The organism is Pseudomonas sp. B10, assembly GCF_900156235.1.
GTDB lineage: Bacteria > Pseudomonadota > Gammaproteobacteria > Pseudomonadales > Pseudomonadaceae > Aquipseudomonas > Aquipseudomonas siliginis.
In genome coordinates this window covers 5,698,498-5,716,545 of the sequence record NZ_LT707063.1, presented here as the reverse complement: position 1 = coordinate 5,716,545, position 18,048 = coordinate 5,698,498, and the positions used below count along the sequence as shown (strand labels likewise).

The 18,048-nt window shown below is 56.8% G+C and carries 34 protein-coding genes; 17 read left to right on the top strand and 17 right to left on the bottom strand.

Annotation, left to right across the window (positions count from 1 at the left end; all coding sequences use genetic code 11):
- Nucleotides 1-11: 11 nt before the first annotated feature.
- Entirely contained in the window at nt 12-413 is a 402-nt protein-coding gene (locus BXA01_RS25980) for a hypothetical protein (RefSeq protein WP_076567253.1), read from the top strand.
- A gap of 72 nt (nt 414-485) precedes the next feature.
- Here the strand turns inward: BXA01_RS25980 and BXA01_RS25975 are convergent, their stop codons facing one another.
- The 14 genes from BXA01_RS25975 to BXA01_RS25910 form a co-directional block, all read right to left on the bottom strand.
- Nucleotides 486-983: a DUF2514 family protein gene (locus BXA01_RS25975; RefSeq protein ID WP_076567250.1), complete on the bottom strand. Its 498-nt coding sequence runs from the start codon at nt 981-983 to the stop codon at nt 486-488.
- Nucleotides 980-1,297: a hypothetical protein gene (locus tag BXA01_RS25970; RefSeq protein WP_076567248.1), complete on the bottom strand. Its 318-nt coding sequence runs from the start codon at nt 1,295-1,297 to the stop codon at nt 980-982. Before BXA01_RS25970 ends, BXA01_RS25975 begins: the two co-directional genes overlap by 4 nt.
- Nucleotides 1,297-1,668, bottom strand: a complete 372-nt coding sequence (locus BXA01_RS25965; protein WP_076567245.1) for a chemotaxis protein — start codon at nt 1,666-1,668, stop codon at nt 1,297-1,299. The genes BXA01_RS25970 and BXA01_RS25965 overlap by 1 nt, the downstream gene beginning before the upstream one ends.
- Before the next feature lie 95 nt (nt 1,669-1,763).
- Nucleotides 1,764-2,270 (bottom strand): hypothetical protein, encoded by a 507-nt coding sequence (locus tag BXA01_RS25960; RefSeq protein WP_076567243.1) that lies wholly within the window; start codon nt 2,268-2,270, stop codon nt 1,764-1,766.
- Between the two features lie 182 nt (nt 2,271-2,452).
- Nucleotides 2,453-2,800, bottom strand: coding sequence for a hypothetical protein (locus tag BXA01_RS25955; RefSeq protein WP_076567241.1), 348 nt, complete (start codon nt 2,798-2,800; stop codon nt 2,453-2,455).
- Nucleotides 2,801-2,943: 143 nt separating this feature from the next.
- Nucleotides 2,944-3,624 (bottom strand): hypothetical protein, encoded by a 681-nt coding sequence (locus BXA01_RS25950; RefSeq protein ID WP_076567239.1) that lies wholly within the window; start codon nt 3,622-3,624, stop codon nt 2,944-2,946.
- Nucleotides 3,621-4,223: a recombination protein NinG gene (locus BXA01_RS25945; protein ID WP_076567237.1), complete on the bottom strand. Its 603-nt coding sequence runs from the start codon at nt 4,221-4,223 to the stop codon at nt 3,621-3,623. Before BXA01_RS25945 ends, BXA01_RS25950 begins: the two co-directional genes overlap by 4 nt.
- Nucleotides 4,223-4,621: a recombination protein NinB gene (locus BXA01_RS25940; RefSeq protein ID WP_076567235.1), complete on the bottom strand. Its 399-nt coding sequence runs from the start codon at nt 4,619-4,621 to the stop codon at nt 4,223-4,225. The genes BXA01_RS25945 and BXA01_RS25940 overlap by 1 nt, the downstream gene beginning before the upstream one ends.
- Nucleotides 4,618-5,121 (bottom strand): hypothetical protein, encoded by a 504-nt coding sequence (locus BXA01_RS25935; protein WP_076567233.1) that lies wholly within the window; start codon nt 5,119-5,121, stop codon nt 4,618-4,620. The genes BXA01_RS25940 and BXA01_RS25935 overlap by 4 nt, the downstream gene beginning before the upstream one ends.
- Nucleotides 5,118-5,915: a hypothetical protein gene (locus BXA01_RS25930; protein WP_076567231.1), complete on the bottom strand. Its 798-nt coding sequence runs from the start codon at nt 5,913-5,915 to the stop codon at nt 5,118-5,120. The genes BXA01_RS25935 and BXA01_RS25930 overlap by 4 nt, the downstream gene beginning before the upstream one ends.
- Nucleotides 5,902-6,873: a phage replication protein gene (locus BXA01_RS25925; protein ID WP_076567229.1), complete on the bottom strand. Its 972-nt coding sequence runs from the start codon at nt 6,871-6,873 to the stop codon at nt 5,902-5,904. Before BXA01_RS25925 ends, BXA01_RS25930 begins: the two co-directional genes overlap by 14 nt.
- A gap of 1 nt (nt 6,874) precedes the next feature.
- Nucleotides 6,875-7,684 carry a Rha family transcriptional regulator gene (locus BXA01_RS25920; protein ID WP_076567227.1) on the bottom strand — a complete coding sequence of 270 codons (810 nt, stop codon included), beginning with the start codon at nt 7,682-7,684 and terminating at the stop codon, nt 6,875-6,877.
- 70 nt (nt 7,685-7,754) lie between these two features.
- Nucleotides 7,755-8,180: a phage regulatory CII family protein gene (locus BXA01_RS25915; protein ID WP_076567225.1), complete on the bottom strand. Its 426-nt coding sequence runs from the start codon at nt 8,178-8,180 to the stop codon at nt 7,755-7,757.
- A 283-nt stretch (nt 8,181-8,463) separates the two neighbouring features.
- Nucleotides 8,464-8,703: a hypothetical protein gene (locus tag BXA01_RS25910; protein WP_076567222.1), complete on the bottom strand. Its 240-nt coding sequence runs from the start codon at nt 8,701-8,703 to the stop codon at nt 8,464-8,466.
- Between the two features lie 80 nt (nt 8,704-8,783).
- Between BXA01_RS25910 and BXA01_RS25905 the strand changes: the two genes are divergently transcribed.
- The 4 genes from BXA01_RS25905 to BXA01_RS27180 all read left to right on the top strand — a co-directional run bounded on the left by BXA01_RS25905 (nt 8,784) and on the right by BXA01_RS27180 (nt 11,648).
- The gene (locus BXA01_RS25905; protein ID WP_157115980.1) at nt 8,784-9,263 is read left to right on the top strand and encodes a hypothetical protein; all 480 of its coding nucleotides are present in this window, start codon (nt 8,784-8,786) and stop codon (nt 9,261-9,263) included.
- Nucleotides 9,226-10,068: a HipA family kinase gene (locus tag BXA01_RS25900; protein WP_076567217.1), complete on the top strand. Its 843-nt coding sequence runs from the start codon at nt 9,226-9,228 to the stop codon at nt 10,066-10,068. The genes BXA01_RS25905 and BXA01_RS25900 overlap by 38 nt, the downstream gene beginning before the upstream one ends.
- Nucleotides 10,014-10,934, top strand: a complete 921-nt coding sequence (locus BXA01_RS25895; RefSeq protein ID WP_172834022.1) for a hypothetical protein — start codon at nt 10,014-10,016, stop codon at nt 10,932-10,934. Before BXA01_RS25900 ends, BXA01_RS25895 begins: the two co-directional genes overlap by 55 nt.
- A 291-nt stretch (nt 10,935-11,225) precedes the next feature.
- Nucleotides 11,226-11,648, top strand: coding sequence for a hypothetical protein (locus tag BXA01_RS27180; RefSeq protein WP_172834021.1), 423 nt, complete (start codon nt 11,226-11,228; stop codon nt 11,646-11,648).
- Between the two features lie 139 nt (nt 11,649-11,787).
- On the opposite strand, the gene BXA01_RS25885 is transcribed toward BXA01_RS27180, so the two are convergent.
- Nucleotides 11,788-12,072, bottom strand: coding sequence for a hypothetical protein (locus BXA01_RS25885; RefSeq protein WP_076567213.1), 285 nt, complete (start codon nt 12,070-12,072; stop codon nt 11,788-11,790).
- A 212-nt stretch (nt 12,073-12,284) separates the two neighbouring features.
- On the opposite strand from BXA01_RS25885, the gene BXA01_RS25880 reads away from it, so the two are divergent.
- The 11 genes from BXA01_RS25880 (at nt 12,285) to BXA01_RS25845 (ending at nt 16,468) form a co-directional block, all read left to right on the top strand.
- Nucleotides 12,285-12,596, top strand: a complete 312-nt coding sequence (locus tag BXA01_RS25880; RefSeq protein ID WP_076567211.1) for a hypothetical protein — start codon at nt 12,285-12,287, stop codon at nt 12,594-12,596.
- A 20-nt stretch (nt 12,597-12,616) separates the two neighbouring features.
- Entirely contained in the window at nt 12,617-12,895 is a 279-nt protein-coding gene (locus BXA01_RS27035) for a hypothetical protein (protein WP_157115979.1), read from the top strand.
- Nucleotides 12,892-13,089: a hypothetical protein gene (locus tag BXA01_RS25875; protein WP_076567208.1), complete on the top strand. Its 198-nt coding sequence runs from the start codon at nt 12,892-12,894 to the stop codon at nt 13,087-13,089. The genes BXA01_RS27035 and BXA01_RS25875 overlap by 4 nt, the downstream gene beginning before the upstream one ends.
- A 19-nt stretch (nt 13,090-13,108) precedes the next feature.
- Nucleotides 13,109-13,537 carry a hypothetical protein gene (locus BXA01_RS25870; protein ID WP_076567205.1) on the top strand — a complete coding sequence of 143 codons (429 nt, stop codon included), beginning with the start codon at nt 13,109-13,111 and terminating at the stop codon, nt 13,535-13,537.
- On the top strand, nt 13,534-13,749 hold the full coding sequence (locus tag BXA01_RS25865) for a hypothetical protein (protein WP_076567202.1): 216 nt from the start codon (nt 13,534-13,536) through the stop codon (nt 13,747-13,749). The genes BXA01_RS25870 and BXA01_RS25865 overlap by 4 nt, the downstream gene beginning before the upstream one ends.
- A complete protein-coding gene (locus tag BXA01_RS27175; protein ID WP_172834020.1) occupies nt 13,746-13,916 on the top strand; it encodes a hypothetical protein in 171 nt (56 codons plus the stop codon). Before BXA01_RS25865 ends, BXA01_RS27175 begins: the two co-directional genes overlap by 4 nt.
- On the top strand, nt 13,913-14,038 hold the full coding sequence (locus tag BXA01_RS27450) for a hypothetical protein (protein ID WP_269457436.1): 126 nt from the start codon (nt 13,913-13,915) through the stop codon (nt 14,036-14,038). Before BXA01_RS27175 ends, BXA01_RS27450 begins: the two co-directional genes overlap by 4 nt.
- A gap of 168 nt (nt 14,039-14,206) precedes the next feature.
- Nucleotides 14,207-14,929 carry a hypothetical protein gene (locus BXA01_RS25860; protein WP_076567199.1) on the top strand — a complete coding sequence of 241 codons (723 nt, stop codon included), beginning with the start codon at nt 14,207-14,209 and terminating at the stop codon, nt 14,927-14,929.
- Nucleotides 14,926-15,489, top strand: a complete 564-nt coding sequence (locus BXA01_RS25855) for a siphovirus Gp157 family protein (RefSeq protein ID WP_076567196.1) — start codon at nt 14,926-14,928, stop codon at nt 15,487-15,489. The genes BXA01_RS25860 and BXA01_RS25855 overlap by 4 nt, the downstream gene beginning before the upstream one ends.
- Nucleotides 15,490-15,496: 7 nt before the next feature.
- Complete coding sequence (locus BXA01_RS25850) at nt 15,497-16,090, top strand: hypothetical protein (RefSeq protein WP_076567193.1); 594 nt, start codon at nt 15,497-15,499, stop codon at nt 16,088-16,090.
- Nucleotides 16,091-16,159: 69 nt separating this feature from the next.
- Nucleotides 16,160-16,468: a hypothetical protein gene (locus BXA01_RS25845; RefSeq protein ID WP_076567191.1), complete on the top strand. Its 309-nt coding sequence runs from the start codon at nt 16,160-16,162 to the stop codon at nt 16,466-16,468.
- A gap of 1 nt (nt 16,469) precedes the next feature.
- Here BXA01_RS25845 and BXA01_RS25840 read toward each other — a convergent pair whose 3' ends face one another.
- Nucleotides 16,470-16,694 (bottom strand): hypothetical protein, encoded by a 225-nt coding sequence (locus BXA01_RS25840; RefSeq protein WP_076567188.1) that lies wholly within the window; start codon nt 16,692-16,694, stop codon nt 16,470-16,472.
- Between the two features lie 107 nt (nt 16,695-16,801).
- On the opposite strand from BXA01_RS25840, the gene BXA01_RS25835 reads away from it, so the two are divergent.
- Nucleotides 16,802-17,224 carry a hypothetical protein gene (locus tag BXA01_RS25835; protein ID WP_042560013.1) on the top strand — a complete coding sequence of 141 codons (423 nt, stop codon included), beginning with the start codon at nt 16,802-16,804 and terminating at the stop codon, nt 17,222-17,224.
- A gap of 84 nt (nt 17,225-17,308) precedes the next feature.
- Here the strand turns inward: BXA01_RS25835 and BXA01_RS25830 are convergent, their stop codons facing one another.
- Entirely contained in the window at nt 17,309-18,007 is a 699-nt protein-coding gene (locus BXA01_RS25830; RefSeq protein ID WP_076567185.1) for a hypothetical protein, read from the bottom strand.
- Nucleotides 18,008-18,048 lie beyond the last annotated feature (41 nt).

Sequence of the window (18,048 nt, the reverse complement as noted above, 5' to 3'; positions counted from 1 at the left end):
AAAGGTAGGAAATGGAAAACCTGACAAAATTGCGAGTCGCGCTGACAATCGGAGCACTTGTCGGGCTTCTGCCAATCACCCTCCTCTTCGCAGCTGGCATCGTGGGTTTGCTCATTCCGCTCTTTCTTGTCATCCAAGAGCGCCCTCTAGTCCTGCTGGGAGGTATATGCGCCTTCATCGTCTCGTTGCTTGCGATATGGTCAGCATGGAAGATTTATGCTCTCGCGATGGCAGCGTCACCAAACGTGCGCAACCCTCGAACGCTCGCATTGGGTGCTGTGGCTGCCATGATTTGGGGGATGTTTCTCGCCTACTATCTGCGCGGGCTTCCCGAACTCACGTGCATATTCCTAATGCCTGGAATAGTCTCGACAGCCATGCTCGCCGTTACGTTGAAAAGGCAGAGATCCTGACGCAGGTGGTACACCCCTAACGTCGTTCATTTGATGCGACACAATTTGCCCACTCGCGAAACGTGTCGCGGCCTACCTGTTCTTCTGTGCAGCCGAGTAGGCAGCCTCACACGCAAAGCCGGCTATTCGACTTCGATCAAGCGCTGCTGCCAGTCTTCCCGCTGTTTCGTCAGCGCTTCTACGCAGGTCGGCGAGCAGAACGGTAAGGTCGGCTCTTGTCTTGCTTCCGCTGACAACCTCGGCAGAGCAGGACTGTCGCTTGGCGATGAGATCGGTGATTTGCTGCTGCAAGCTGCGAGCACGGCCATCAGCAATAACAACGGCAGCCGTAATGTTTTCAGTCTTGGCTTTCGCATCGTCAGAGACTCGGTTGATGTCATCGGTGATTTCGCGCTGTAAGCGCAGCGTGTTAGTGAGCGAGCCCACACGGGCGGTGGCAGTGTCGCGCTCTGCGGTGATGATTGCTCGATCGCCCTTGACGGTATCAAGGCGCAACGCCAAGTAGCCGATCGCTGCGAGCGAACCTATTGCGAGCCACAACCAGGCCGGGATCACGCGTAACAGGCTCACGGCGCTTGCCTCTCTACAACTTCGCTGACCTTATCTGCGGCCTGCGTGGCAGTAGTTGCGGCCTTCGATGCTTTGTCAGCAGCGGTACCAGTCTTGCGCGTGAGCTCGTCCAGACGCTGGTCACGCTCAGCCATGGCCGTGTCGTAAGCCTTGCGAATCTCTTCGACCTGCTTGTTCTGTTTCTCTGCAAGCGACCAATAGCTGGCCTGATACCCAAGCACCGCACCGCCACCCACAAGCACGACGGCGATCGCCCAGACTTCAGTCCGGCGCCACCAGCGGCGAGCAATGAATTCCATCGCGCATCTCTCCATCAGGTGATACCTCCCAGCTTGGTTCGCAGGCGGGTGATCTCTTCGCTCTGCAAGGTGACGCGCTCGGTGAGCTGGCCTACCTGGCTAGTTAGCGCTTCAATCTTCCCTTCCATGCGTCCAACAGCAGCAGCCAAGTCGTTGCGCTCTTTCGCAAACTGATCGGCACGCGCTTCGGCTTCTTTGCGGGCGGTGCGTTCGGAGTCGAGTAGCTCATTGAGACGCCGCACTGTTCCGATGTCGGCATTGTCGAATGCGCGATCTGCGGCGTCCTTGGATAGGAATTTCCGCAGCCACAACAAGCCGCCGAGAATGACAGTGGCGCTACCGCCCAGCCAGGTAGCTGTGCCTGGGCCGAGATCAGTAGGATCCATCGTCGCTCCATGAAGAATTGGCCCCGCTGCACTCCCAGCTCGGAGCAATGGGTGTGGGGAGCCGAAAAAGAAAGGCCCCTATCGCGGGGCCGAAATTAGTGAGCGTTTACTGGGTTGAGCGCAGCCAAGAGCAGCGCCTGCCCTTTGTGCAACTCAACATGCGCGAGGCTGGTCAGCTTCGAATCCGCGAACGAATGTCGCTTCAGCAAGTCTTCCATTTCTTCGAGAGCGGCCTTCAAGCCAAGCGCCTTCTTCAGGACCTTCTCGTCGTGTTCGCCGCGAGCCTTCAGGACTGCGTCGCGAACCTGTTCGAACGGCAGACCTTCGCCAGATGGACTGGCTTTTTTGCACATGAATTCGGATGGCGTGTACACAGCTCCGAACACATGGCCATCACGGTAGTAGAACGGGCTTTCGTAGCCGATCACGAACAGCGAAAACTTTTCATGCTGGTCAGTGTTCATCAACTGCCCAGTAACCGTAGAGAACTCGTAGCCTGGCAACTCGGAAAGCCGAGCAAGGCCCGATTTCAGTCGGCTGAGATCGCCACCGACCACTGCGTCAACTACACACTGAACCGCCTGCTTCTCTGCCTCGGACATTTCCCTGCTCCTCAAACGAAAAAGCCCCTGCGAATGCAGAGGCCCTGAATAGGTGCGCTCGTCTTTCCGAGCTGTCGGCCAAAGACCATTCCAGCGTCGACGCCCCTTTGCATCGATCTCGCTGATCCAGTCTCGCGCCACCCTGCAGCATTGTGAGGTCAGGGCGCGCGGGCTGCCGGTGTTTATCCGTAGCACTGTACTTGCCGGCTTATCAGTGTCCAGACCTCCCGAAGGCCGCTCTGGCTGCGGTGATTTTTAGGCAATAAAAAACCCGGCGCGGTGGCCGGGTTTAGTCGAGGCGATAAAACCTCAGATGGAGCGGGGAACTGCGCCAGCAGCGACACAGCTACACAGCTACACGCGATGGCAGATATCACGGTTACAACAGGCTTGAAAAACAGCATGGTTAAACTTGGGATCTCGGTCATCTTACTACCCTCATTCGCGAGCGAAATAACTGTCGCGATCAGCATTTCTGGAGTTGTGTAAAGCACGGTCATGAAGACCGCCATAACAAACAGCAATGCCATCTGGGTAGCCGTGAGAGCTGCCGGAATCGAACCGTTCGCCCCCCGAAGCTATTTCGTCACTCCTCGACACACGCAGGAATGACAGGATGGGTGAATAATACGACATGGCGACATGACATTGCAAGCCCTTTTGAGGGACTATTTCATGCCGCCTCGCTTTCCAGCACTCCAACCGCTTCAAGCATGTGTTGCGCCTCGACCAGTGCCTCGTTCACAAGCGACTCCAAGCCATCCTTGATGGCCTTGTTCCAGCGCTGGTAGGTGCGCTCTGTAAGGCCCTGAGAATCCCAGTTCGTCATGTTGTAGTTAGAATCGGCCAGGACGATCATCTCGCCGGGCTTGTCCTCTGCTACCGCGCGCGCGTGCTTGTTGGCCCGGGCAACGTCCGCATCCGCTGCCGCGTTGCGCCAATCCCACTGCCCTTTCTCCTTGTTCTCCCGGTGCTTCGGCGCCTTGATCTGGGTTACTGCTCGCTGAATGCCCTTCACCTGCTGCGGCACCGCCCAGACCAAGACGGACTGTTGCGTGAAGCGCTGCGGTGCTGGGGTCTTCACCACGGCGACCAGCCGGCCGATGGAATCGATTTTGCGGCCACGGTGGGTGCTGTACTTCGCCACCAAGGCGTTCCAGTGCCTCGGGGCAAGCTGGGCGTGCAGGAGCTTGTGCACGATGCAGTCAGCCAACAGCGCGGCATCCTTCCCGGATATCTCGCCCTTGAGCTTGCTGGCCTGCACCCGGGGTTCGACGTTGCAACCGCCGGAACTGTTGATCGTCTCGGCGGCCAAGGCCCGAACTACTGCTGAGATCACGTTGTGGTAATTCATGCTGCCTGCCCCTTTTTCAGTTCTCGGGTCTTGGCCCGGTATTCGGCCTTGATAGTTTTGATTTCTTCGATGGTGTACTTGCGGGGCTCATGAGGCCCTTCGAGCCAAGCAACGGTTTCGGCGCCGATGCGCTGTACCAACCGGATGCGGTACTCGACCGCGTTACCGGACAGGTTGCGGTTGCACTTCACGCATTGGCGATGGATGTTCAGCGGTTCGAAGCGCAGCTCCGGGCAGGCGCCGACGGATCGGTAGTGCCCAGCGTCCCAGCGGCTGCCGGTCATCAGGTCGTTGTCGTTCGGCATCGAGTCGCAGCTGATGCACGGCAGGTGCGCGTCGCGCAGTCGGATGTACTCGTTCACGGCGGCCTGGGCCTCGCGCAGGTGATCCGCCCTGCTCTTCAACTTCTCCTTACGGACTTTGATCTCACGTCGACCGATCTGGGCGATGGCCTTACGGGCTTTCTCGCTGTTCGCCGGCGCGTGAGCCAGCGCGCATTTCGGACTGCACACCACCTGCGTGGTGTTGAACATCGGCGCGAACTTCTCGCCGCAGGCCTTGCAGATTTTCTGCTTCACATCCTTGAGGGCAGTACGCATCAATACCTTCCCCCCCATTTATCCTGCTCAGTCCAGCGAACGTCATGCTCGGCGCCGAAGGCATGCATCAGCTCGAACAGATCGCTGAACCACTTCTGCGATTGCTTGCGGGTCGATACGGCCATCACAACGAATCCACCGTCGAGGCCAGGCTCGGCGCGCTGCTTCTCCAGCGAGGCACTGAAGAGGCACTTCCAGTCCTCACTGGTCAGTTTCTTGCCATGCCAGATCACCTGCTCGGATACGTCCTTGAGCATTGCCCACATCTTCCGGTTACAGACGTCCGGCCGTTTCTCGTCCTTGATGACCACGATTTTGGGTTTGGTGAAGTCAGTGGCGTGCAGGACACCCATCAGGCGACTTATGTCGCGCTGACTGCGGATTGGGAACTCGTTCATGGCTCCTCCCGCTCGATCATGGATCGCAGGTCGCGATCGAGGTCATGCACGGGCACCCAGTCGTGGCCAATGTTCATTTGCACAGCCACAAAATCATTGCTCGGCTGATCGCACTTCTTGCGCAGCCAGGTGTAGAGAACGTGGGTTTCGGTCATGGCCTGCTTGTCCTCGTCCAGGCGATCGCAACGAAGGCGCAGCGCCTCGTTCTCGGCCTTGAGCTGCTCAATCTCCTTGAGCGTTCCAGCCTTGGCATCCGCCGCTGCGGCATCGGCAATCCCCTTCACCGCTTCGGTAACGGCCGCGCGGATGATCTGGCGCTCCGGCGATGCAGAAAGTCGATCGTTCTCCGCCAGCAACTCCAGCGCAACCTCCTCCACGGTCTTCTCCCCGAGGAATTCGCCGAGCGCTTCAGCGTTCTGCTTCCACTCCCCGCAGTCAGCCTTCCAAGAAGCGACCTCACTCCACAGCAGCTTCTGAAGTTTTTGTTTGTCGATGGTCATTGAGCAGCGCTCCTTGCTTCCAATTGTTCGGCCTGCTGAATGAGCAGCGCCCGGCGATCCGCCAGCTCGTTGGCTGCCAGAATTCGCAGTTCTGTTTTTTCCTCGGCCGATGCTTGGCGCATGGCGAGCATCGATTCCTTCACCGTGGCTAGCTTCTCGCGCAGTTTTGGCGAAGGCCGTGCAACCTCGCCGGTGAGCAGCGCAACGACGGCTCGGCCGTCTTCCGTAACCGGTGCGACACTCAAGTCAGCCAAGTACAACTGCCCGCGCTCCTGTGGGATTCGCTGCATTTGCACGGCCTTGGTGATCGCCTGGGTGCGACGGTTGGCGTCGAAGCCGACCGACACGTGCCAATTGACGTGTTTGTTGTCCTCACGAGCCTGCCCCACCAGACGCTCGTAAGCACTGTTGAACGCCATGCGCGCACCGACCTTGTCGCCGGCATCGAGGACAGGTTTTGCAGCAGCCAGTGCGAGCTGGATTTCGTTGGTCAGCACCACGGTTTCAAACTCGTCATTCGTGGTCATGGCGATCGCCCATGCTTCGTCCTTGCCCGGGCGACCATCAGCAACCTGGACGCGCTGGAGGATGTCAGCCATGGCCAACTTGCCTTTCACTTCGAAGCGGCAAGCCTTCAGCGCGGCCTTAACCACCTGCACCGGGTAAGCACAGAGATCTTCGGCCATGATCGCCGCGGTACCTGGGTTCATTTCCTGACCCATGGCCTCGGCGGTGGCACAGATCGCAGCAGCGAGCCCGGCAACCTGTTGATCGTTCATTTCAAAGGTACTCATTGCGCTCTCCCGCTTGGCGCTTGGCCAAGACCATTTGCGCGGCCTGTTCGGCGGCGGAGACGTTCGCCTCGGTACGCTCCATCTGGCGTGCAGTTGTCCCATTGATGCGCTGACCGGTCACCCACTGGGTGTGGTAGCTCTCGGCGTTGGCCAGCAGCTCGTTGAGGCTGTGGCACTTGCGCAGGACGGCGGCATCGCTGGTTTTCAGGAAGTGGGCAGCGACGTGGTGGGCGACATCGGCGCCGAGACGGTCGACCAGTTGGCCGAGCTGGCCACCGACCTTGGCGTTCCACACTGGCCAAGTGGTGTAGCGCTTGCGGTAGGCCATGGCGTAGTTCGCCCAGACCTTGAAGGTTTTGCAGGACTGGTCTTTCGGGCCCGGCATGTCAGCGGGAATCTCAACCCGTGGCGCATCGGTTCGATCAACCACCAGAACCAGATTGCGGGCCGGCTTGTCCGGACTGCCTTGCAAGCCCTGACTGGTATCCTGATTGGTACCCTGATGATTGGTATCCTGATTTGTCGGAGATTTTTCCGACCCTAGCTCGGGTTTTTCTCCGACCTTGCTCGGATTTTTTTCCGAGGTAGATCGGATTTTTTTCCGACCTTCATTCTTTGGTGGGGTCGGATATTTTTCCGACCCGTCGAGCTTCTGGTTCCACTCGATCGCCTTCTCGGTCAGGCGAAAAAGAGTGATGTTCGAAGTGCTGGAAAGCTCAATCAGACCGGCTTCTTCCAGAGCCTTCAGCATGCGGTAAGCAGTGTCTGGCTTGTCAGTGAGCAGCGGTAGCTCCTCGATGATCTTGGCCTTGCTCAGTGCGAAGAAGATCCCGTCGTCAGTCTTGATTGGCTTGGTCCAGCTCGGGCAGCCGTAGACGAAGGCGAACAGCAGGGCCTGCTGAGAATTCAGCCCCCACTCCAGCGCCTTTACCTGATTGATCGTGACGGTAAATTGCATATCAGGCCTTCCCGACCAGTTTGGCCAATTCAGGGAAACGATCCACGTACCAGTGAGGCTGTGTTTCGCGGGGGCATTGAGGGCTGGTGAGGTTCTTGCCGTAGGCCAGACCCTTCTCAGTCACCGACCAGAAGTCGACCATTTCCTGTTTTGAGTTCTTGCGCTGGAGCTGCTTGAGGAAGCCATGGGCTGCCAGCAGTTTGTTAAAGGCTGGTGCGGACGAGCGCAGGTCGAAGTCTTTGATGAGAGCAGTAACGGCCTTGGTCGGCATGGAGGTGCCGCCAGTTGCATCGGGCGCAGCGTCGACGGCGTAGCCAGGCAGGAACTTGGCATCTAGTCCATTGTTGGCGGCGATCTTTGCCAGCATCATCATCTTGCTTGACGGTGCTGGTTTCAGGAGGCGGTCGAAGCACTCCAGAATGGCGAGCTCGCCGACAATCTTTGAGTTGTTGGCGGGAAGAGCGGCTTGTGCTGCGACAACACGCTCGAGCTCTTGCCAGCGATCCACAAGCTTCGATGTGAACTCCGGCGAGAGCTGAGCGACGATTACGTAGCTGTCCCGCTCGCAGATGTTGTAGATACGGGTGGCGCGCGCGCGACCAAGTTTGTCCCTGGACCATTCATCCTCAGATTGAGGATGGACCAACCCGCTAGCGGCCAAGTCCTCAATGGTGCGTTTTACATTGTCGTGGCGCTTGCCGGTGACATTCGCGATTTCGCGGGAAGACATCGTGCTTCGCGACACGTTTTCAGAATTCGAAAAGTGTGTCGCGACACGTCCGGTATTGTCCTGTTGTGGCTGTGTGTGCATAATCGGCTCCACTTGTTTTACTGCTGTTGAAAAAGCCGACCTCGTACGTCGGCTTTTTTGTGTCTGAAATTCAGGCTGCCTTCACGGATTGCTTGAACACTTCCAGGCTGACGATCACCTCCTCAGCCTCCTTAAGCAGGCTCGTTTTCTCGACCGAGCAGACTCGCCCATCAGCCTGTGCGTCGAACGCAAGGCGGGTAACGTCGGCAAGATCGGCGTGCAGCCGCAGAAGAGCGGAGTTGAGATTGATGCCTTCCGGCTTTTCCTTTGGAACCAGGTCGAAACCAAACGCTTCCGCCCATGCTTGGAGCGGACGGAAGTCCTGAGTGAACTTCATGATCCGGTGCAGCTCTTCCACGTTCATGCGGTGGGTGTCGTAGTCCGGGTTTGCCTTTTGGGAAAGAAGCGTCCGTGACTTGAAGTCCGCGCCTTCGGCGATTTTCTTGGTGCCATGGTCGTCAACCACGTCGTAGATCGCCTTCATCAACTCCTGCATGTCACACCTCGAAAACTGTTACGTGGCTTTGCGCCACCGGCGGCGCGATCATTTGCTTATCGATTGATCAAGGACGTATCCGTGACCGAATCATCAGAACTGCAAGGCGAGATGGCCGCCCTTTGTCGTTTTGCAGGTGCTCTTGCTTCCACCCTGCCCTTGTCTTCTCAGCTCAGGCTTTGGCCTGCGTTTGGATCGAAAGCTGTCAGTTTCGAAATCTGCAGAACCGCGATGCCTTGAGGAGCTTTGAACAGGCGACGATCTCGCTCAGTTCGAGGCGCGGTTAGGCGGCGGACTTCTTGGGGTGCGCTTCGGCAAGCAGCCACGCAGGCTCGAATGGCTTACCGTTTGCGCTTGCTAGCGCTGCAATACTCACTGCATAGCTCGTCTCGCCGGTGTATTCGGTACGCGGCAGAGAGCCTTTTGCTAGCCACTTATCAATTGACTGACGGCTGATGCTGCAAGCTATTGCGGCGGCAATCGGGCCGCCTGCCGATTCAATTGCGATGGAGATTGCGTTCATTGGGTAGACTCCGACATCAACTTGCGGTTGATATTACAGATCAACTGACTGTTGATGCAAGCGTGTGCGAGCATCAACCTATGGTTGCCAAAGAAAACGTCAGGAAAGAATTCTCAAAACGCCTTCATAAGGCGTGTGACGAAGCGCGCGTAAGAGAAAGAGGGCGCGCTGTTGATATCCAGTCAGCGCTTGCCAGTGCCGGCTTAAAGGCAACCACTACCGCAATTGGTAAGTGGCTCAACTCTGAGGCTATGCCAGAGTCTGAAAAGCTACGACCTGTAGCGGCCTGGCTTAAGGTCCGCGCCGAGTGGCTGGAGTACGGAATAGAGCCAATGAGGCAGGGTGAACCAAGCGCCGATTCCATTTCTGCTGATGACCTGCAGGTCCTGCAGAGCTTGTTCGCCCTCAAGGGGAAAGTTACGCCAAGATCAAAGAAGGCGCTCGACAGCATTGAGCGAGCAGCCCTAGACGGTCGCCTCACCGAGGACGATCTCGTGTTACTGGAAAGGATTGCCAAGCGCTTTGAAGACGCCCCAGAACTCAATTCAGCCCGTCCCTGAAGCTGAAGTTATTACTTTCTTAGGCCGGGAAGCTGAAGGCCGGGATAGTGAGACTTATAAAGCCCAAGTGCTGGACGATCATGACCGGACCATCACTGCATATGTGAAGCTTACGGTCGACCCTCGAAAAATCATCGCAGAGCTTGCCGCCTCTCAGGTGGGCAGAGCACTAGATTTGAATATCCCGAGACCTTACCTGGTCCTCGTCAACACCGACGAAATTCCAGATCAGTTCGAATCGGCTTTTGCTAAGCGTGGTTACATGCTGTGCTTTGCGAGCAAGCAGGTGAGCGACAGAGGCTATAGCCTTGAACGGGCCTTTACGTCAGAACCTGCTATGACCAACCTGGCCATTTCCAGGCTGTTCGATATGAACTCAACTGTTGTTTTTGACGAGCTGATCGCAAATACGGACAGGAATTTGGGCAATCTCATCTATTCGCCAGAAAAGAAAGGTGTTTGGATGATTGATCACGGTCGAGCGTTGACTGGCGAGTATTGGGATCTCTGGGACCTGGTGCCTGACCAATATGTTACGAACAGTCTCGCAGACACAAATAGCCATTCCTGGGATGAGGCTCGGCGTCGCGCCGTACTCAAGGAAGCCCAAAAAATGGTTGTCGCATGCGCTGAACTCTCGCTCGACGAGCTAGATAAAGAGGGGCACTATTCTCGCATTGACAAAGGGACAGATCGCTCGCAAATTGCGGCGTTTCTCAAGGAGCGAATTCAGCACACGGTGCCACTGCTATGCAAACGTCTACAGATAGAGCAACTGCATTTACAGCCGCAGCCTCGTACATAAGCGAGAGAACCAGAAAGCCGCTCATTCCTGCGAGCTGGATGCCAGTCTACGTCGAGCCTATCACTCACTCCGGCGAGAGGATAACTGTGGCCGTTGCGATAACAACTGGCATTCCAGGAGATGTGCCGAGAGTCGTGAATACGCTTGACGTCGACTCACTCAAAACTGTTTTTGGAAAATTCGGTGATCATTTATATGCCATCGCCGACAGCGTCTCTACTGATCTGCAGGCATGGCTATCTCTCGGCGGCGAGTTGGAAGGATGGCAGCCAGCATTCAGTGGCGTCTTCCCGGGCCGAATCACTGGCACTCGTAACGTTAGCATTGAAGCGATCATTGGCTCGGCCAAGACACATACGTCTCTTTTCAGTGCAAAGACCAATGACTCTTCACAAGAGGATTCATCAGAGAGGTCGCTAAACAGATTTCAGGCGGAGATACGGAAGCTAGTTGAGGCAAGCCGTGAAGGTTACTCTAAGCGATTCAACTGCCCCCTCAATCTGTATGGTTCGAAGGGCAGAGCCGTTATCAGCTATGTAGGAACCAACCTTGCAATAAATTTCAGCACCATCGATCCATCGCAAAAAAACTCAAGCTATCAGTGCGCGACCGCCCAAAGAAAAATCAACCAGTTATTGAGGTTGCGCGACATCAACATCGGCCATGATCACGACGACTTACTGCTTGGAATCTGGGTTCCTAAAAAGGACTTAAATCCAGGTCAGGAGGATCAGTTGGACTCGTACACATCGGAGCTAGAGTACGCAGCCAAGAAGGCCGAGATCGACTTTGAGGTCGTATATGGAAACGGCGACCTTCGGCAGGTAGCCCTACCCTTCGCCCAGAGAATACTGGCTGACGCATAGCCTGAATATACGTCCACCAAAAATCAAAGCCCGCCCGTAGCGGGTTTTTTTTCGCCTACGATTTAAATATCAACTTTTGGTTGTTGACATGCAATCAACTTTTGGTTGATATTAGATCCATCGCAGCGACACACAGCCACTGCGAAGGGCCTCAACAGACCCGCCGCTCTTTAACAGTCAGAAATCTTCGCGGATCGATCCCCGGAAACGGGCATAGCGCGAAACACAAACTTCGATCTCCATGCAGGCTCTGGAACCTGCCGGACTCCTCATATGGGAGGACGCCAAACCATGCAAGCCAGCCGGCGAATAACACCGAACACGAAATGTGTGACGCCGGCCAGGTGGGGAAACCGCGGCGCCGAGCATGGGGCGGACAGCAACACGGAATTTTTCACTGATGCACCTGGTGACGGGTGCATTGGGAAAACAACCGGAGGCGAGAAGATGCGACCAGTAATGACGATGAAGGCGCTCCATGACAATTGCGGGCGCCGGACAGGAATCGAAGATGCGGCCGAGGGCAAGTTTCACGGCTGGGGAGTTGAATACGAAGAGTTCGAGAGTGGGCCCGGAAACTTCAGCGTAGCAATCGTCGAAATGGCTGACGGCACGATCCAGACCTTGATGCCTTGGGCGATTCGTTTTCTCGACAGTGACAAAGCGAAATCCGACGCCCTTGACCATTCGCTGAGGCACCCAATCAGCGGCTGAACAACCAGCGCCACGACAGCCTGTCGTTAAGCGCCTGATGACACTATGCGCCTAGTCTAGACTTCACGCGTCAAGAGTTATTTAAGCAAGACATAGGCAGAACTCCTGCTGTCAGCTAGGAGTTCTGCGGCGGATCACCTCAGCTCCTATCAAGAAAGGCTGACCAATCCGAAAGCTGACCAACGAAAACAGCAGCTCTTTTAGGGCTTGAGTGCGGATCAGCCATGCCGCTCACCCACACCTGTAGATCAAGGGCGCTGAGTTCGCTGCTACCAAAATAAGTTCCAGAAGGCATTTCGTAGAAAACGCCGCCGTCAGACTTGATCTGCCTGACCAGCCCTTTATTTTTCATCTTCTCGTGTAGCTCGTTGTAATCATCTGCATTCGCGTTGAACAGTTCAACACGCACCAAATATTCCGCCATAACGATGTTCCTTATCTCGACTGTGGAAGTCGAATCATATGGTTTTCCCTCGACTGTGGAAAGCGAGGACACAGGGAGCCTGACCCTGCAAAAACAGGCGTACCCTTCCCCGGCAAATCCCGAATGCACTCCCCTCCGCGCCCAACGGCAACCAGCGGAGCGGATGAGTGCATTGCGAGTTTTGTTGGATCAACCAGCGAATGGAGAAGGCGATGAGCAAATACACGGAGGCGATCACAGCGGCTGTTAAGGCTCTGGAGATCGCCGAGAAATCCCACCAGATCGCAGCTGAGCGACTCGCCACTGTTCGAGGCCATGCCGGTCAGTCTGGCTACTCGGTAAGCGTCAACGGCGTGACAGTGGAGGTATCGACCTGCGATAGCCGCTCCTACCAAGGAACGCTGATCCGGGGCCGGGAGATGATCCACTTGGGCGCCTTGAAGGCGCTCGGCGCCGAACTTCAAACAGCTACCGATCGCGTCCGGGATTGCCGGGCGTATCTGGCGTCGATCGTAATCGCCTAACCCAAACACTGGAGGTCGTCATGCACAACTGCACCGATACACAAGCAGTTTGCCGAGCTTGCGGGCTGAAGCTGCGCGGCTCGCCATCGTGGAAAGGCGGCCTCGCATATCACCCCGAGCCGAAAGGTGAAGTCCACCGCTGCCATTACGGCGGCTGGGTTTGCTCGCGCCCCTGCGACATCCGCGCCTGCGTCGAGCTTGAAGGAACCATGCCGGGGTGCGGATCGGTAAACGGCTATGCGCGCCTCTCGCCGTACGCCAAAGAAAGCATTGAGCGCCACTGGCCGGAGGCAGCATGAGTAATTGGATTCCGATTGGCGAACTGCCAGAGCGTGAAATCGGCGCTCGCTATCTGATGATCCTCGATGGATCCCCTCAGGCCTGCCAAGAAATAGAAATGGAAGGCACCAGCAAACGCTGGTTTTACGGCGAGGAGAATGGCGCATACCCCATCGATGAAATCGAGTTGTTCAAACCGATCTCCACCGAATAACGCCGATCTGGAGGCAACCATGAACGCAGCACTGAAGATTTGTCAGGCTATGCACGACGCGCAGTTGCCCCCGATGGTGAGCGATAGCGCGCAGGAAGTGGCTCGGGCTGAGTGGCTGTACAACGCGGCCGAGCAGTTGACGCGGTTCGGCTGCGACGTCTCGTTCCAGCGCCGCATGCGGCCGGCTCAGGGCGTCACGCTGGCCCAGTTCGCTCTGGCAGTTGATGAGCATGCAAACGGACGGCTTGCGGGCTGCGAGGTCTCCACGGCTTCGCTGGGCTACCTGCTGATCGCCGCCGAGCGCGGTCACGCTGACAAGGTCGCCTCCGCCGAACTGCTCGGACCCAGCGACCACCCACTGGGAAAGCTTGGCGAAATCGCAGAGGGCCTACTTCGACCCCTTGTCGATGACGCGCTGATCGCCCAGGCCGAGGACGGCGAACTATGAGCAATCAGGTAGCACTGGCCCGGCTGGGCCTTGAAATCGCGAAGATGCGCAAGTCGTGCACACCAGTACCTGATCGCACCTTCGTCATGGGCATGATCGAAATGGCGGAATTCGCCGAGATCATCGACACCTGCACTGCCAATCGTTATCGGGATGCGCTGGACGCCAAGTTCGTCGAACGCAACACGCATCTGAAAGGAGTTTCGGCATGACTACTGCACCGGTCAAAACGCTTCTCGATGAGCAACTGGAGGAGATTGCACGCAGCCTCGCAGTTGTCGGCGCTGGCATCCCTCGCGAGCTTCCTGTTTCGGCGCTCCCTCCTCCACTGGTGGCAGCCATCAAACAAGGCCGCATCGCTGTGAGGGCTCGGCCATGAACCTTGTCTACTGGATTCTGGTTGTGATTCTCGTAGCCGGTGCAGGCGCCTACGGCATCGTGAAAGACGGCTCGGGCACTTGCCAGGTGCCGCGCTCCACCACCTACAACGTGTTCCGATGACCAGCCGGCAGATGGCCCGCCGTACGCTGATCTGGCGCGGATCGTTCTCCGCCATCGGCTTTTTCACCTTCCTGATGCTGCTCAGCGCTCTCGCCGATCGCATCACCTCCTAACTTTCAACTTCAAGCGCTGCGCACGTCGCGGCAAGGATTCCCCGTGTCTACGAACATGCAGATCTGGGACAAGGTCAGCACGACCGATACCCGTTACACCAAAGCCGCCGAGGTTGGCGGGCAGAAAATCACCAGCCTCAACGGCACGGCGATGATCATGAAAGCGACTGAGGTTTTCGGCCCGGTCGGCATTGGCTTCGGTTGGTCGATCGTTGAAGAACGCTTCGATGAGGGTTCCGAAATGGTCAGCGGCGAAGGCGACAAACGCCTGGTGCTCGGTCGCGAGCTGAACCACACCATCAAGATTCGTTTCTGGTTCGAACTGGACGGGAAGCGCGGCGAGATCGAGCAGTACGGCTGCACGCGCTACCTCTACAAATCGAAGTACGGCACCACCACAGACGGGGAAGCGCCGAAGAAGTCGCTGACCGACGCCATCAAGAAATCTCTGTCGATGCTCGGCTTCAGTGCCGACGTGTTCCTCGGGATGTTCGATGACCACACCTACGTCGAGCAGCTCAAGGAAGAACAAGCGATCGAGCAGGCAGTAGACAAGGACGCCGAAATCCTTCGTCAGAAGCAGGAGCGACTGGACTGGCTGAATTCTGCGGTGGAAACGATGAGCAAGGCCGTGACCGCCCACGAACTGAAAATGCTGAACGTCAAATACATCCGCGAGGCGACCCGCCGCAACGAGCCGACTTTCATCGCCCGAATCACTCGCGCCTTTGAAGAGCGCAAAGCGGCCATTGAGCCCGGCAAGGAGAATGCAGCATGACCCAGCTCTACGCACTGACCGGCAAGCTCGCCGAACTTCAAGGGATGGCTGACACCGACGACGAGGGCCTGAAAGAGGCCCTGCAGCACGCGATGGACGAAATACAAGGCGAGTTCGAGGTGAAGGCCGACAACATCGTCATGCTGCGCCGCAACATTGAAAGCGACGTGACCGCCATCGACACCGAGATTGAGCGGCTGACCGAGCTCAAGCGCATCAAGTCCAACAGCGTTGCGCAGATCAGCGATTACCTGCGTCGGAACATGGAAGCCGCCAACCTCAAGTCGATCAAACGCCCGCTGTTCACCATCACCTTGGCCCTGGGCAAGGAGAAGGTCATCGTCGACAACGAGGACGCGGTGCCCGACGAGCTCACATCAGTGAAAACCAGCATTGCCCCGGACAAGAACGCGATCGCCGCCAAGCTCAAGGAAATTCGCGAGCACAACGAAGCTGTGCGCAAGCGCATGGCCGCCGGCGAAGACGCAGAACACGAACTGCTCGAAGAACCTGCCTACGCGCATTTGGAGCGCGGCGACAGCTCGATCCGGATCAAGTGAGGCCAGCATGATCAGCAACCACCTCAGCCTGGTCGAATCCCTTCGGCCAAAATCCAACGAGCTGGCGACGCAGGTCGAAGAGTTCCTGGCCGCCGGCGGCAAGATCGAAGAAGCCGAGCCCATCGGCTACAAGCCCAAGCCGATCAGCTACAGCAACCAGATGCCGCCGGCGCCGAAGCCATTCGTTCGGCGTCGGGCGCCTGCCCCGCCTCAACCGCTGTCAGCTCAAGACATTCGCCATCAGGAGCGCATGCAGCAGCTCGAACGGATTCGGGAAATGGCGCCGACGCACACGCAGGCTGAGATTGTTGAAGCGCTCGGCATCAGCCGCCGCACGCTCTACAACATCGCCCAGGCCCACAACCTGACGTTCAAGAGTGCAGCTCGCGGCCGCCTGACCGGCAAAGACCGGGAGGAACATCTGGAAGCCCGCGACGCGAAGTTCGCCGAGCGGATCCGTGCATTCCTTGAGCTGGGCATCACTCGCCGGCAGGTGTGTGGACGCCTCGGCATCGCCAACAAAACACTCGAGCGGATTCTCGCCAATCACGGCATCGATTATCCGAAGGCGCGGCGCGGCTGTACTTCATGCGCCGCATAGCTCGCACCCAGCAACGCAAACGACAGACCTGGCTGGACTTGCCGGCCAGCGGAATTGAAGAGGTAGGCCATGGCCAAGAGCAATGCGCAATTGCAGAAGGACAAGCGAGCCAAGGAAAAGGCGCTGCTCGATCGGATCGGCGCCGAGAAGCGATCGCTGATTGTTTCGAAGGCGCTTGATGACGCGCTTCAAGTGCTGGGCGAGCGCCACGGTTTCGAGGAGTGGCAGGAGACAGTGTCGACGCTCATGATCAATCTCGCCGCAGCGCCTGCGGAAGAGTCAGAGCGTTTCGTGAAAATGTCGCGACCTAAAATCGTCGTGAAGGAAAAGTGGTCGCGGCAGCTTGAAGCGTTTGCCGCCACCGGTGTCGAAGCCTGAACTACTCGTCCTTGGGAGCCATCGGAAACGGACGGTAGAACTCGATTTTAGCGTTTAGGAACTTGGCCACTACTTCAGCCTCCTCCATGGTGGCTCCGTCAACCAGGTCAAAAACCGGAGGATCGACTGGCAGGCCCGGAATGTCATCGTGAAATTCCATCATCAAATATGGACGTCCCGCGTCGGTTTCTTTGATCGTGAAGACGACTCTCGTTTTGTAGCTCATACCAGCCTCCATTATCCGGCGTCATGCCGGGCCTTCAATCAATAGCCCACAAACACATATCTCGCCACCACCGGTCACGGAGGGCGACGCCTGACTGGAGACAATCCATGAACAACATTCCTCCGCGCCCGAGGGCTGACAAAGCGATGATCCTCGCGGCTTGCACTGTTGTTGCTGAAAAGATCAGCGGCGACGCCGAAACCATCGCCCAGCACTACCGTCGCCACATGGACGGTTTTGAGCTGGCAAAGGAACTCGATAAGTATGCGTCCTGGGACACCACGCGGGATGATATGGAAGCGCTGGACGAGATCGACTATCTCGTAGACCGGGCCGAGGAGCTGGCGGTTAAGGCGTGGGCCGAAGAGTTTAACCCCCAGCCGCCACTGCCTATTGGCACCAGGGTCAAGCAAGGCGTTATCACGCGAATCTATGAGCACAGCCCGGCCACCTACTGCATCAAAGAAGACGGCTGCACCAACGATACGCGCAGCCTGCTCATCAAATTCGAAGATGCGGTAGCCGCTTGATCCGGCTCCATGCCGGGCCGAACACAAATACCTCACTTATACGAATCACGCCAAACAACTAATCCCAGAGTCTGAAGGCCACCATCAACGATGCGCTTCCCAATCTATCGCATCGGACCGTTTAAACGGAGTTCTCACAAATTCCTTTTTATCTGAGCCGAACAATCTGAACAGGAGAAACTTTCTATTAAACCCAAGGTCATTTTTCGCATCTTTCCATGCCTCCTCAAGCTCTGCTCTGAGGGCGTTCTGATAAGCATCAATTTCATCGAGCAGCAGTTTGAATTCAGGATCTCGACGTTGGATCCGCAGCACCCTTTTTACTAGTACCCCTCCCTCATCCCTTAATGCATTAGAAAAGGAATCATCGCGACTAAGTAGAAGCGCTACCTTGGAGTGCATCTCCATTGCAGCCTTGCTGTAATTCCAGTACATATCCGTTTTCTTGAATTCATCTTTGTTACAACAGCCATTAGCTATCAACCGCAGCGTGACAATCAACTCGGAAGCAGCCTGTCTCAACTCGGTCATCCAATTATGGCGAAAGTTGCTGATATTTCCCTGAATTTGAGTTCGCTGAACTCCGACAGTAAGCCACGCAACAAGCAGCGCGACCACTACACCTGCAGCGGCCGGAACAACTGCCGCCCAGTCAGTATCAGAATCAACAAACACTGTCAGCGGCGCATCTTTCGTGCCTACAGATAATGTCGAGTTCCGCTCTACTGATATTCCTTTGCCATCGTATCGAATATCTGCCACGTTCAAGGTAAAGGTTTCCATCGCACAGCCCTGAAAAAGTATTCCCCATCCTACTCATTGCA